Origin of the sequence: Nocardiopsis alba, from assembly GCF_000710955.1 — a bacterium.
GTDB classification, from domain to species: Bacteria; Actinomycetota; Actinomycetes; order Streptosporangiales; family Streptosporangiaceae; genus Nocardiopsis; species Nocardiopsis alba.
In genome coordinates, this window is sequence record NZ_BAZE01000021.1 from 1 (window position 1) to 12,534 (window position 12,534).

Sequence of the window (12,534 nt, forward strand, 5' to 3'; positions counted from 1 at the left end):
AAAGGAGGGGTCCATGGGGGCAATCTATCAAATCCATCCAGAGATTCTCTGAAATGCTTGACTCTGGAGAATCTCCAGAACATCATGGATGTGTAGCCAGTGACATGAGCATCACTCTCCGTCGAGATGATCTCCGCTGGTCAGGCTACGCCGTGCCCCTTTCCCTCCGTAGGGAAATCGTGAAGGTCATCGGCCTTGCGGGCGCTCACCGAACCACTCATCGCTTCTCCCCGCGCTAGGAGTCTGTTCGTCATGCCCAAACTCGCCCCCGTGCCTCAGATGGGCCAGGTGACCATCGCCCTCAACGAGCTGGTCCCCTACTCCCTCCGGCACTACTTCAACCGCCGCCCCGACCGACCCCACTACCGGGTCCGTCGCTACGACTTCGGCTCCTCACCGGCCCTCATGCCGCTGGTCCGAGCCTTCCTCGACACCTGCGCCGCCCAACAGAACGCCGACTACCGGCACTTGTTCACCCTGCTCGGGAGCGAACTGGCCGGTAACGCCCTCAAGCACTCCCTCTCCGGGCTTCCCGGCCGCTCCTACTCACTGCTGTGCGAACGCCACCGGAACGGGCTGCGGCTCATCTGTCGTGACGGCGGCGTGCCCGCCGACCGCCCCCGGAACGTCCGCGACCGCCTCCACCTGAAGGCGGACCCCGGCGGTCTGGACCCCGAGGCCGACGCCGGACGGGGGTTGGCCATGATCGACGCCCTGGCCACGGACTGGGGGGACAACGGGTTCCCGAGCCACCGGGAGGTGTGGTTCTTCCTCGCCTACGACCTGGAGGACAGCCGCTGGCCCCTTCTCCACCCCTGACACCTTCAGGCCTCTTACTCCCCACAGGCCCCTGGAGCGGACGGCCCCCACCAATCCCGCATACATCCACGCATGGAAAAGGGCCCGGTAGGCGCAGCAACGCCTTCCGAGCCCGAGCGATCCCGAAGTCCCAACCCGTTCAAAGCCAGAAAGCAGGATCAGTGATGCATTCTACGCTCGCGCCCCGCCCCTCCCGCAGGACTTTCCGCGAATCAGTCCCCCGGACAGGCCCCTCCTGTGTCTCCTGCGGCCATCGCGCCTGCCGCACCCGGCGTGCCCGCCGCCTGCCCATGCTGGGCGGCCACCGCAGCGAGTTCGCTCGGGAACACCTCCGGGCCGCCGAACTCCAGGCCCTCAACCCGCACCTGGTCCTGTGGTTCGGGGAGGCCACACAGTCCTATTGGGTCGCCACCGCCTCGGGCCTCACGGAGGCCCGTACGATCGGCGACCTTCTCCCTCTCGTGGATCCCCTCCCCGAGTGACCCATGCTCCCTTGGGCGCGAGGGTGGAGAGGCGGAGGCTCCAGACCTCCCCACCACCCACCTCACCCGGGCGGGCCGGCGAGGACGTGCCTCAACAATTCCTCCGCGGCTCGCGAGAGCCTCGTCCCCTCGGCCCAGATCACGGCGAGCGGCCTGGTCAACCGCACCCCCGACACCGGGACCTCGAGCAACCTCCCACCGTCGAGATCCTCCTCGACGGCGCGGCGGCTGACCACGGCGGGAAGCCCCTCCTCGATGGCGGTGAGCCGGATGCCCGCCGCCGTGGGCAGCTCCGCCGCCGGCGCTACCGGCGCCAACGGCTCCGGTAGCGCCCCGAGCGCGTACTCGAAGGCGCTTCGAGTACCCGACCCCGGCTCCCGAAGGACGAGCGGGGTGGAGGCGAGCCCGCGCGCCGTGATCGGCCCACGTCGCCGGGCCCAAGGGTGTCCCGGTGCGACGACGACGGCCAGGTCGTCGGAGCCGATGATCCGGTACTCCACGTCGCGCACCGGCTCGGGCGTCTCGACGAAGCCCAGGTCCGCCCGCCCCTCACGGACCCGTTCGACGACCTCGGTGCTGTTGGCCGCCACCAGTCTCACCTCGGGCGGCTCTCCCCGTCCGGTCTCCTGACGCATGGCCCTCAGCCAGCGCGGCATGAGGTGCTCGGCGATGGTGAGGCTCGCGGCGACCGTCAACCGCGATTCCGCGTCCCCGCGCAGGGTCGCGAGGGAGGTCGCCACCCGATCCGCCGAGGCCAGGAGTTCGCCCGCCCACCCGGCGACGAGCACACCGGTGTCGGTGAGGCGCGCCCCCTGCGCGCCACGCGCCACCAGCGTCACGCCCAGCCGTGCCTCCAACTTCTTCGCCCTCGCCGATACGGCCTGCTGGGTCACCCCCAACCTCCGTGCCGCCTCGGTGAGGCTGTGACCGTCCCCGACCATCGCCAGGACCCGGAGCGCGACGAGGTCCAGATCGACCGGGTCCATGGCGCCTCCCCCTTCACAAACAACGCTTGTGCCGCCACAAGGACATCACTCTTCCCGGGACCGCCGCGCGGCGGCACTCTGGGCTCATGACCTTCTCACCTTCGTCGACGTCCGCGCCCACCCCCTCCGCTCCGGCCCGCGGATCCGGCGGCCGGTGGCTGTGGCGTGACGTCGACGACGTGAGGGACCTGTTCGGCTCGGTGACCCCGAACTGGTACGCGTCGATCATGGGCACCGGCATCGTCGCCGTCGCCGCCGCGACCCTGCCGTTCCAGTCCTCGGCCCTGCGGATCTGGGCGACGGGCGTGTGGATCCTGGCCACCCTCCTGCTGATCACTCTGACGGTGGCCTTCTTCGTCCACTTACGCGTCGCCGCCTCCAAGGCGCGCGGCTACCTCACGCATCCGGTGATGGCGCACTTCCTGGGCGCCCCGCCCATGGCGCTGCTCACCGTCGGCACCGGAACCCTGCTGCTCGGCGGGGACCTTCTCGGGCAGCGGACCGTGGTCGTCGTCGACGCCGTCCTGTGGACGCTCGGCACCCTCCTCGGGCTCGCGTGCGCCTGGTACGTCACCTACACGACCTTCATCGGGAGGAACCACAGCCCGGTGGAGTCGACCTTCGGCGGCCGGCTGATGCCCGTCGTCCCGCCGATGGTCTCGGCGGCCTCCGGAGCCCTGCTCGTCCCCCACATACCCGCCGGTGAGCCACGTCTGCTGATGTTCCTGGCCTGCTACGCCATGTTCGGTCTCTCGCTGGTCGCCTCGTTGCCGATCATCGTCATGCTGTGGACCAGGCTCGTTCAGCACGGCCCCGGAGAGACCACCATGGTGCCGACGCTGTGGATCGTGCTGGGCCCTCTGGGGCAGTCCATCACCGCGGCGAACCTCCTGGGCGACAGCGCCCACCACGCCGTCTCCGCACGGCTCGCGACCGCCTTCGAACTCTTCGGCGTGGTCTACGGGCTCCCCGTCCTCGGGTTCGCCCTGCTGTGGGCGAGCGTCGCGGCGGCGGTGACGGTCCATCGGTTCCGCGGCGGGGCGCCCTTCGCCCTGACCTGGTGGTCCTTCACCTTCCCCGTCGGCACCTGCGTCACCGGCGTCGGTGCGCTGGCCGGCCACACCGGGTCGGTCACCCTGGCCTGGCTCGCCGCCGTCCTCTACGTCGGGCTCGTCGCCGCCTGGATCGTCGTCGCGACGCGCACCTTCCACGGGAGCGTCGTCAGCGGCCGGCTGCTCGCCCCGTCGTGAACCGGACGCCGGGCGTCGGTCGCCCGGCGTGATCGGTCGGGTCAGGTGCCCTCGGGCAGGGAACCCTCGATGAGGTCGACGATCTCGGGGGCGTCGGGCACCGTGGTCGGCCGGAATCGGTGCGTGGTCCCGTCCGGCAGGACCAGGAACTTCTCGAAGTTCCACCTGATCCGTCCGGCGCTCCCCCCGGCGTCGGGGACCCGGGTGAGCTCCTCGTAGAGGGGGTGGCGCCCGCGTCCGTTGACCTTCGTCTTGGTGGTCATCGGGAAGGTGACGCCCCAGGTCGTCGAGCAGTACTCGGCGATCTTGTCCTCGCCGCCGAACTCCTGGAGGAACTGGTTGCTGGGGAATCCGATGACCGTGAAACCGCGGTCGGCGTAGCGCTTCTGGAGCTCCTCCAGCGCACCGTACTGGGAGGTGAGTCCGCAGCGGGACGCCACGTTCACCACCAGGCGCACCTTTCCGGCCCACTCGCCGAAGGTGGTCTCGCGTCCGTCGATCAGGGTGACCGGGATCGAGTCCAGGTCGGCCATGGCGTCTCCTTGCGTTCGGAACCGTACGCGCCCTGTGGACAGCCTATGAGTCGGTCACTCGGGCTCGGGCATGGAGGGTTGGCGGTAGAGGCCGACCAGGATCCCGTACCGGGCCTCGCCCTCCCCCGCCTCCTCCGCCTCGTACGCCAGGGCGAACAGTTCGTCGTGGAGACGTCGGGCCTGCGCCTCGGTGAGTCGCAGGTGGCGCACGGCCAACAGCGGATCGCCCGGCGCCTCGGTGAACTCCGTGGAGACGGCGCGGAGCATCGCCTCGGCCGGTCCGGGGTGGGCCTCCTCGATCGCGACGTGTCCGGTGGAGCGCCGGTAGTAGTACTCGGTACCGCCCCGTACCTTCCGGCTTCCGGCCGGCTCCACCATGCCGGCGGCGACGAGGACCTTGAGGTGGTGGGCGATGTTGCCCTTGTGGGTGTCCAGGATCGTGGCGAGTCGGCTGACGGTCTCCTCACGCTCTCCGAGGACGAACAGCATCCGTTGCCGGAGGGGATGCGCGAGGGCCTTGAACTGCTCCGGCTTGGAGAGCGGGGGGTCCGAGTGGTCGGTCATGATTCCAAGAGTCAAGAATCATTGACGCTTTGTCAATCCCCGTGCTCTACTGAACGCCCTCCCCCCCCGCGTCACAGTGCAGGAGCACACGACATGAACATCGACGACCTCGTCGCGGAGACCGGCCGGCTGGTGGCCCGGCATTACGTCTTCCCCGAACAGGGCGAACGGCTCCGACGGCTGTTGGCCGACCGGCACGCCTCGGGCCGCTACCGGGGCGCGGACGGCCCGGCCACCCTCGCCGAGCTGGTCACCGCCGACCTGCGCTCCTTCAACGGCGACGCGCACCTGGGACTGAAGCACCACGCGGAGGAGATCCCCGAGTCGCCGGACGAGGCCGGTCTGACCGAGATGATGACCCGTGAGGCCCGAGAACAGGACGGCGGGGTCGCCGGGATCGACCGGCCGGCGGACGGCGTCGCCCACCTGGAGCTGCGACCGCTGCTCTACCCGCTGTCGATGGTGGTGGACCGGCTGACCGCCGCGCTGCGATCGGTCGCCGACGCGGACGCGCTCGTCATCGACCTACGGCACAACCGGGGCGGCGCCCCCGAAACGGTGGCGTTCATCTGCGGCCACCTGTTCGACGAGCCGACCCACCTGCACACGATGCACTTCGCGGACGGGACCGCGCCCGTCCAGTCCTGGGCCTCCCCGCCCCCGTCCGGGCCCACGTTCGGCGGCCGGAGGCCGCTGGCGGTCCTGGCCGGCGCGGACACCTTCTCCGGCGCGGAGGAGCTCGCCTACGACCTACAGCAGTACGGACGTGCGACGGTCGTCGGCGAACGCACCAGGGGCGGCGCCCACCCGCGCGAGGGCTTTCGGATCCATCCCCACCTGGAGGTGGCCGTGCCGACCGGCCGCCCGGTACATCCGATCACCGGCACCAACTGGGAGGGCTCCGGGGTGGTACCGGATCTGCCGTGCGCCGCCGAGGACGCCCTCGACGTGGCCCTGACCCGCCTGTCCCGCCGGCCGGCGGGCCCTCGGTGTCCCTGAGGGCCCGAGGACCTCAGTCGCCGATCAGTTCGGCCTGCTCCAGCCAGACCATCTCCAGCTCGTCCTTCTCGGCGGCGAGGGTCCTGACCTCGGCGTCGAGTTCGGCGAGCCGGGTGTAGTCGTCGGCGGCCTCGGCCATCTGCTCGTGGAGCTGCGCCTCGCGCTTGGCGATCTTGTCCATCCGCCGCTCGACGCGCTGCATCTCCTTCTGGGCGGCGCGGCGCTCGGCGGCGGAGACCACCGGCCCCTCGTCGGGCTTCTCCGCGGCGGCCACCTCGGAGGCGCCCAACGGCACGGTGGCGTCGCCCGCGCCGGCGGCCCGACGCTCCAGGTACTCGTCGACCCCTCCGGGCAGGAACGCGAGCGTCCCGTCGCCCATGAGGGCCAGCACACGGTCGGTGATCCGCTCCAGGAAGTACCGGTCGTGGCTGACCAGCACCAGGGAACCCGGCCAGCCGTCGAGGAGGTCCTCCAATTCGGTGAGGGTCTCGATGTCGAGGTCGTTGGTGGGCTCGTCCAGCAGCAGCACGTTGGGCTCGTCCATGAGCAGGCGCAGCAGTTGGAGACGGCGCCGCTCACCACCGGACAGGTCGCCGATCGGGGTCCACTGGCGTTCGCCCCGGAAACCGAACTTCTCCAGCATCTGGCTGGCGGTGTAGTCCCGCTTGCCGATGGTGATGTGCTCGCGCACGTCCATGACGGCCTGGAGGGGGCGGGCGGTGGGGTCGAGCTCGGCCACGTTCTGGGACAGGTGGGCCAGCCTGACGGTCCGGCCGGTGCGCACGGTGCCCGAGTCGGGCTCGCGCTCCTCGGCGAGGATCTTGAGCAGCGTGGACTTGCCGGCGCCGTTCACACCGACGAGGCCGACCCGGTCGCCGGGGCCGAGCTGCCAGGTGAGTTCGTCCAGGAGAGTGCGGTCGGGGATCGAGACCGAGACCTTCTTCAGGTCGATGACGGTCTTGCCCAACCGCGAGCTGGCGAAGCGGACCAGCTCCACGGTGTCCCGCGGCGGCGGCTCGTTCGCGATGAGCTGGTTGGCCGCCTCGATCCGGAACTTGGGCTTGGAGGTACGCGCGGGGGCGCCCCGACGCAGCCAGGCCAGCTCCTTGCGCATGAGGTTCTGCCGGCGGTCCTCCGCGGCGGCGGCCTGCCGGTCGCGTTCGGCCTTGGCCAGCACGTAGGCGGCGTAACCACCCTCGTAGCGCTCGACGGCGCCGCGCCCGACCTCCCAGGTGCGAGTGGTCACGGCGTCCAGGAACCAGCGGTCGTGGGTGACGACCACGAGCGCCTCGGGCCGGTCGCGCAGATGTCCGGCGAGCCAGGCGATGCCCTCGATGTCGAGGTGGTTGGTCGGCTCGTCCAGGACGATGAGGTCGTGGTCGTCCACCAGCAGGCGCGCCAGCCCCGAACGGCGGCGCTCACCGCCGGAGAGCCCCGACATCGGCAGGTTCAGGTCCCAGCCGCCGAGCAGGCCGCGCAGGATGTCGCGGATGCGGGCGTTGCCGGCCCACTCGTGTTCGGCCATGTCGCCGAGCACGAACTCCCCCACCGTGGTGTCGGGGAAGTCGTCGCGCTGGTGCAGGAAACCGACGCGCAGCCCCCGGTTGTGCACGACGCGGCCGGAGTCGGGCTCGGTGATACCGGACAGCACCGAGATCAGCGTGGACTTACCGCCGCCGTTGCGACCGACCACGCCGATGCGTTCGCCCTCGTCGACCCCGAGCGACACCTTGTCGAGGAGTACGAGCGGCCCGTAGGCCAGGGACACGTCCTGAAGGTTGACCAGATTCGTCATCACCTTCCATTGTGCTGCCCCCGCGAAGGTGCGCGGACCGCCCGTCCGGACGAGGACACCCGGGGCCTCACCACGCCGGGCCCCGGGTGCGTTCGATGGGCGACGTCTCAGACGAGAAAGAAGTCGCGGGCGGACTTGGCGATCCCCTCGACGTCCAGACCGTGGGCGCGGGCGTGCTCCTCGGGGGTGCCGTAGGCGCGCAGTTCGGATCCGCGGCCCACGCCCAGGGAGCGCTGTCGGTGGCGGCGGTCCGCGAGCGCCTCGGAGATCTCCAGGGCGGAGGTGCCCTCCAGGTAGGGCTCGACCATGAGCACGTCGGCGCTGCCGGCCGAGGCGACCAGGGCGGCCAGTCCCTCGCGGTCGAAGGGGCGCACGGTGGAGGTGTAGGCGACGGTGACGTCGAGGCCCTCGGTGGCCTCCAGGACCCGGTCCAGTGTCGGGCCGACGGCGACGACCACACCGGCGGAGCGGCGCGACCCGGTGCGTACGACGTGGAGGCGGGGTCCGACCGGCAGCGCGGAGCGGTTGGTCTCCCCGGTCAGGCGCATGTAGACGGAGTGGTCGCCGGGCAGGTCCTGTTCCAGGGCCTGGCGGACCTCGTCGGGGTGGCCGGGCACGCGCACGGTCCAGCCGGGCAGGGTGTCGATCAGGGCGACGTCCCCGGGCGCCTGGTGGGTGCGACCCTCCGAGGCGGCGTCGTAGGAGGCCCCGATGCTCACCAGGATCGCTCCCACGCCCTGGTGGCCGAGGTCGAGCTTGATCTGTTCGAAGGGGCGCTCGATGAGGAAGGGCGCGTAGGTGTGCACGATGGGGCGCATCCCGGAGAGTGCCAGGCCGCCGGACACCCCGATCATCGCCTGCTCTCGAATGCCCAGGTCGATGACGCGGCCCGGGTGGCGCCGGGCCGATCGCTGAAACCGGTCGGCGGAGATGGCGGCGAGGACGAGCGCGGTGCGGGGGTCCTCGTCGAGGGCCTTCTCGACGGTGTTCACGAAGGTCTCACGCATGGTCGGCTCCTCGGTTTCCGTTGCGGATGCGGGCGACGACGACCAGCGGACGTCCATCGTCGGAGGGTGTGAAGGCCTTTTCGAGGGCGTCGTGGTCGCGACCGTTCACCTCGCGCGTCTCCCAGCCCTCGACCTCGAAGCGGCGGCCGATCCCGCCGGGCCAGCCGTGCTGGGAGGAATCGTTGTCGATGACCACGACGGTCAGGTTGTCGACACCCAGCCGCGCGGCGGCCGCGATGGCCTCGTGGTTGCTGCCCTCGTCGAGTTCGCCGTCGCCGACGAGCACGACCACGCGGGGTTCGGCCCCGTCGGCCCGGCGGAGGCCCTGGGCGCGCAGCCCCAGGGCGCTGCCCAGCGCCAGGGGGAGGCCGTGGCCCAGGGAGCCGCTGCCGATCTCGGCCCCGGGCACCAGGACGCGGTCCGGGTGGTGGCCGAGCGGTGAGTCGAAGGAGGCCCACCCGCGCAGGGCGGAGACCTTGAGGAAGCCCTTGGCGGCGAGCACGGCGTAGAAGGCGGTCGGTCCGTGCCCCTTGGAGAGCAGGAAGCGGTCTCGGTCGGGGGCCTCTGCGGTCTCGGGCGTGGTGGAGAGGACACGGTCGTAGAGCACCCAGAGGACGTCGACGGTGGAGAGCGAGGCACCGTCGTGCTTCTCGTCCCCCTCCATGAGTCCTATGAGCGCCGGGAGGTCGGCGTACCTGGAGAACGTCGCTGTCGTCGTCATGCACACCAGTGTTCGACCTCAATCAAGGTTGAGGTCAAGTGGTGGAATGCCCCGCTTTCACCGAAAAACGGAAGTGATTCGCATCACACGACCATGGCGCCCGGAACGTCCCCGTCCGCGGCCACGACCCGCTCGCACAGCCCGGTGCCGTTCAGAGCCGCCACCACCTCGGCCTCTCGCTCGGCCAGAACCCGCGAATCCTCACCGCCGCCCACCAGGAAGGCGCAGGTCGGGCCCGACCCGGAGACGAGGGCGCCCAAGGCTCCGGCGGCGCTCCCCGCCGCCAGGGTCCGCTCCAATTCCGGCAACAACGACAGGGCCGCCGGCTGGAGATCGTTGCTCAAGGCACGGCCGAGCGCCTCCGCGTCCCCCGTGGCCAGGGCCTTCTCCAGCTCGGGATCCAGGCGCGGGGCCGGCGCGTCCGGACGCAGCCGGTCGTACTCGCGAAAGACGTCCGCCGTGGACAGACCCCGCTTGGACAGGGCGAACACCCACCGATAGCGCCCCGGGCTCGACATCGGCTCCAGGATCTCGCCCCGACCGGTCCCGAGCGCGGTCGCTCCGACCAGCCCGAAGGCCACGTCGCTGCCCAGGTCCGCCGCCGCCTCCAGCAGGCGCTCCCTGGACAGACCGGCACCCCACAGCCGGTCACAGGCCACCAGGGCGGCCGCCGCGTCCGCGCTGCCCCCGGCCATACCGCCGGCCACCGGGATGCGCTTGTCCAGGTGAATGTCGACCGGAGCGCCCAGACCGGACGCCTCCGCCACCGCGAGGGCGGCCTTCGCCGCGAGGTTGCTCTCGTCCAGCGGCACCCTGGCCAGGTGAGATCCCATCTCACCCTCGGCGGTCAACGTCGTGAGGGGAGCCGACCGACGCGGGGACGCCTCCTTGACGGTAACCTCATCGAACAGCGAGACGGCGTGGAACACGTTGACGAGGTCGTGGAATCCGTCCTCGCGGCCGGGCCCCACCGCCAACTGGAGGTTCACCTTCGCGGGGACCCGCACGGTTACGGTGGTATTAACGGTCACGAGTCCCCAATCGTAAAGGAACCCCCACCTTGTGTGAACACACACCCCCGCACGGGGCCCCTGGTGTTCACCGCCTTCGACCGGCGCGAACACCTGTTCGCCCGGGGGCGACCGGGCCCCACGACCCCGGACTCGCAACCACTGTCATGTCAATTACCGCCCGTCCCCTAAGCGGCCCGATCCGGCCTACGAGTGGGAATCAGGGCACAAACACCGCTACCTTGGGGCAAGGCGGAGTTTGGACACCGTCGGGGAGGGTCGCTTGCCGTCGGATGGGCTCCCGAAGAACCTGGAACCGCTGGCCGCCGGAGATCCGGCCACCATCGGTCCCTATGTGCTGTCCGGGAAGCTGGGTAGCGGCGGCATGGGAACCGTCTACCTGGGTAGCACGCCGGAGAAGAACCACCAGGTAGCCATCAAGGTCATCCGTCCGGAGCTCGCCTTCGACGAGCAGACCCGGGCGCGTTTCCGCGACGAGATGGAGAACGCCCGCAAGGTCGCCTCCTTCTGTACCGCCAAGGTGCTCGACCACGGGACGTTCGAGAACCGTCCCTACATGGTGACCGAGTACATCGCGGGCACCGCTCTGGCCGAGCACATCGCGGAGAACGGTCCGTTGGACTCCTCCACGCTGCACGGCTTCGCCCTGGGCGTGGCCGCCGCGTTGGCCGCCATCCACCGCACCGGTCTGGTCCACCGCGACCTCAAGCCGGCCAACGTGCTGCTGTCGATCTCCGGCCCCCGGGTGATCGACTTCGGTATCGCGCGTGCGATGAACACCGCCACCAACCACACCCAGACCGGCATCGTCATGGGCAGTCCCGGCTGGATGGCTCCGGAGCAGCTTCTGGAGGAGAAGGTCACCACCTCGGCCGACATCTTCGCCTGGGGCTGTCTGGTGGCCTTCGCCGGAAGCGGGACCCACCCCTTCGGCAACGGCGACGCCATGACGCTCGGCAAGAGGGTGCTGTTCGCCGAACCCCGGCTCACCGGGCTGGCCCCGCCCCTGGACCGTCTGGTCGCGCGCGCCCTGGCCAAGGAGCCGGGCCGCCGCCCCACCGCCCAGGACCTGCTCTTGGAGCTCGCCGGCGGCGAGGACACCAGCAACCCCAACGACATGGTGTCGCACGCCCTGCACCAGTCCTGGCGCCCCAACCTGCCCCCGATGCCTCCCGGACCGCCCGGAATGCCGCATCCGGGCCACCAGACCATGACCGGTATGCGCCACCCGGCGCCCGGCCAGTACCAGGCGGCGCCCCCCATGCCGCCGCCCGCGCACCAGACCGGGAACTTCACGCATCAGGCGCACCAACAGCATCCGGGGCACCCGCCACAGAACGGGCCCGGACAGGCCCACCCGGCTCAGGCGCAACACCCCGCCGCGACCGGCCCCATCCCGATGGTGCCGCCGCCCGAGCAGCAGCAACAGCAACGGGCCCCGCAGCCGTACGTGCCACCGGTGCCTCCGCCACCGCACCGCCCCGCCTCGCCCGGCAAACGCAGGGGCGTGTTCTGGGGCCTGGTCATCGGCGGCGCCGTCCTGTTGTTGAGCACCCTCCTGGTGATCGTCCTGGCGCTGAACGGTCAGCTCTCCGGCCAGGGGAGCTCCGACGGGGCCGGCGACGGCAAGCCCGGGACCACGGCTCCGCCCGAGGACGCGGTGCCTCCCGCCGAGGGGGCCGACAAGAACGAACCGCCCTCCGCCGGTGCCGACGGTGCGTACGTGTCACCCGACGGCACGGTCCGCTACCAGATAGACAAGGCCCACTGCGTCGACGAACTCGCCGGACGTTCCTCCACCAACGGCAAGTACTGCGTCATCGAGATGAAGTTGGAGAACCTCGGCGAACAGGCCATCGACTTCGACGCCGCTCTGCAACAGATGGTGACCAGCGAGCGGCGCTGGCGCCAGGCCATGTCCCCCACCTCCACCGAGGGGACGGACCCGCTGTGGTCCACCATCGAACCCGGAACGGCCGCCGCCGGCAGGCTCGTGTTCGTCCTCGCCGCGGACGAGGACCCCGATTCCCTGGAGCTCTACCACCACCCGGACGAGGATTCGACCCGCGCCGACCTCCTCACCGTCGAGGAGTAAGAACCCCGACCGGGTCCTCCGCCCCCACCCCGCCCCAAGGAGTGAAGGTAGGAGGACACGTACCGGTCGCACCCCCGTGTCCGAGGTGGGAGATCGCGTGGCAGTTACACCCTGCTCGGGTTGAGGCCCGAAAGTGTTTGCTTTGGCCCTCCGCTGGTGGTTCGAGCGAGCCCGGGGTGAAGGTAGGGGGTCGAGTGGCCGTCACACCCCAGGGGGTTGAGGTAGGAAGGCGTGTCACCCTTACACCCTGCC

The 12,534-nt window shown here is 70.5% G+C and carries 12 protein-coding genes; 5 read left to right on the forward strand and 7 right to left on the reverse strand.

The features are described from left to right. Positions 1–252: 252 nt before the first annotated feature. Positions 253–819 carry an ATP-binding protein gene (locus tag TR33_RS25430; RefSeq protein ID WP_017533372.1) on the forward strand — a complete coding sequence of 189 codons (567 nt, stop codon included), beginning with the start codon at positions 253–255 and terminating at the stop codon, positions 817–819. Between the two features lie 164 nt (positions 820–983). Further along, entirely contained in the window at positions 984–1,301 is a 318-nt protein-coding gene (locus TR33_RS25435) for a hypothetical protein (protein WP_036567724.1), read from the forward strand. Between the two features lie 62 nt (positions 1,302–1,363). Here TR33_RS25435 and TR33_RS25440 read toward each other — a convergent pair whose 3' ends face one another. Continuing rightward, positions 1,364–2,287 carry a LysR family transcriptional regulator gene (locus TR33_RS25440; RefSeq protein WP_017533370.1) on the reverse strand — a complete coding sequence of 308 codons (924 nt, stop codon included), beginning with the start codon at positions 2,285–2,287 and terminating at the stop codon, positions 1,364–1,366. A gap of 86 nt (positions 2,288–2,373) precedes the next feature. On the opposite strand from TR33_RS25440, the gene TR33_RS25445 reads away from it, so the two are divergent. Continuing rightward, positions 2,374–3,537 carry a TDT family transporter gene (locus TR33_RS25445; RefSeq protein ID WP_017533369.1) on the forward strand — a complete coding sequence of 388 codons (1,164 nt, stop codon included), beginning with the start codon at positions 2,374–2,376 and terminating at the stop codon, positions 3,535–3,537. A gap of 41 nt (positions 3,538–3,578) precedes the next feature. Here TR33_RS25445 and TR33_RS25450 read toward each other — a convergent pair whose 3' ends face one another. Together TR33_RS25450 and TR33_RS25455 are read right to left on the reverse strand one after the other, a co-directional pair. Beyond that, complete coding sequence (locus tag TR33_RS25450; RefSeq protein ID WP_017533368.1) at positions 3,579–4,070, reverse strand: glutathione peroxidase; 492 nt, start codon at positions 4,068–4,070, stop codon at positions 3,579–3,581. A gap of 54 nt (positions 4,071–4,124) precedes the next feature. Continuing rightward, positions 4,125–4,634, reverse strand: a complete 510-nt coding sequence (locus TR33_RS25455) for an ArsR/SmtB family transcription factor (protein ID WP_017533367.1) — start codon at positions 4,632–4,634, stop codon at positions 4,125–4,127. Between the two features lie 93 nt (positions 4,635–4,727). Between TR33_RS25455 and TR33_RS25460 the strand changes: the two genes are divergently transcribed. Beyond that, a complete protein-coding gene (locus TR33_RS25460; protein ID WP_042286013.1) occupies positions 4,728–5,633 on the forward strand; it encodes a S41 family peptidase in 906 nt (301 codons plus the stop codon). A gap of 13 nt (positions 5,634–5,646) precedes the next feature. Here the strand turns inward: TR33_RS25460 and TR33_RS25465 are convergent, their stop codons facing one another. From TR33_RS25465 to TR33_RS25480, 4 genes are all read right to left on the reverse strand, one after another. Beyond that, on the reverse strand, positions 5,647–7,428 hold the full coding sequence (locus tag TR33_RS25465; protein WP_017533365.1) for an ABC-F family ATP-binding cassette domain-containing protein: 1,782 nt from the start codon (positions 7,426–7,428) through the stop codon (positions 5,647–5,649). A 107-nt stretch (positions 7,429–7,535) separates the two neighbouring features. Beyond that, positions 7,536–8,435 carry a transketolase family protein gene (locus TR33_RS25470; protein WP_017533364.1) on the reverse strand — a complete coding sequence of 300 codons (900 nt, stop codon included), beginning with the start codon at positions 8,433–8,435 and terminating at the stop codon, positions 7,536–7,538. Beyond that, positions 8,428–9,156: a thiamine pyrophosphate-binding protein gene (locus TR33_RS25475; RefSeq protein WP_017533363.1), complete on the reverse strand. Its 729-nt coding sequence runs from the start codon at positions 9,154–9,156 to the stop codon at positions 8,428–8,430. The genes TR33_RS25470 and TR33_RS25475 overlap by 8 nt, the downstream gene beginning before the upstream one ends. 83 nt (positions 9,157–9,239) lie before the next feature. Beyond that, on the reverse strand, positions 9,240–10,187 hold the full coding sequence (locus TR33_RS25480) for a 4-(cytidine 5'-diphospho)-2-C-methyl-D-erythritol kinase (protein WP_081616045.1): 948 nt from the start codon (positions 10,185–10,187) through the stop codon (positions 9,240–9,242). A 262-nt stretch (positions 10,188–10,449) separates the two neighbouring features. Between TR33_RS25480 and TR33_RS25485 the strand changes: the two genes are divergently transcribed. Further along, the gene (locus TR33_RS25485) at positions 10,450–12,282 is read left to right on the forward strand and encodes a serine/threonine-protein kinase (protein ID WP_036567723.1); all 1,833 of its coding nucleotides are present in this window, start codon (positions 10,450–10,452) and stop codon (positions 12,280–12,282) included. Positions 12,283–12,534: the final 252 nt, after the last annotated feature.

Bases quoted from the DNA above. Each gene is read 5' to 3' on its own strand.
- TR33_RS25460 (WP_042286013.1), top strand. From the start codon at position 4,728: ATGAACATCGACGACCTCGTCGCGGAGACCGGCCGGCTGGTGGCCCGG.
- TR33_RS25440 (WP_017533370.1), bottom strand. From the start codon at position 2,287: ATGGACCCGGTCGATCTGGACCTCGTCGCGCTCCGGGTCCTGGCGATG.
- TR33_RS25450 (WP_017533368.1), bottom strand. From the start codon at position 4,070: ATGGCCGACCTGGACTCGATCCCGGTCACCCTGATCGACGGACGCGAG.
- TR33_RS25455 (WP_017533367.1), bottom strand. From the start codon at position 4,634: ATGACCGACCACTCGGACCCCCCGCTCTCCAAGCCGGAGCAGTTCAAG.
- TR33_RS25445 (WP_017533369.1), top strand. From the start codon at position 2,374: ATGACCTTCTCACCTTCGTCGACGTCCGCGCCCACCCCCTCCGCTCCG.
- TR33_RS25435 (WP_036567724.1), top strand. From the start codon at position 984: ATGCATTCTACGCTCGCGCCCCGCCCCTCCCGCAGGACTTTCCGCGAA.
- TR33_RS25430 (WP_017533372.1), top strand. From the start codon at position 253: ATGCCCAAACTCGCCCCCGTGCCTCAGATGGGCCAGGTGACCATCGCC.
- TR33_RS25475 (WP_017533363.1), bottom strand. From the start codon at position 9,156: ATGACGACGACAGCGACGTTCTCCAGGTACGCCGACCTCCCGGCGCTC.
- TR33_RS25470 (WP_017533364.1), bottom strand. From the start codon at position 8,435: ATGCGTGAGACCTTCGTGAACACCGTCGAGAAGGCCCTCGACGAGGAC.
- TR33_RS25465 (WP_017533365.1), bottom strand. From the start codon at position 7,428: ATGACGAATCTGGTCAACCTTCAGGACGTGTCCCTGGCCTACGGGCCG.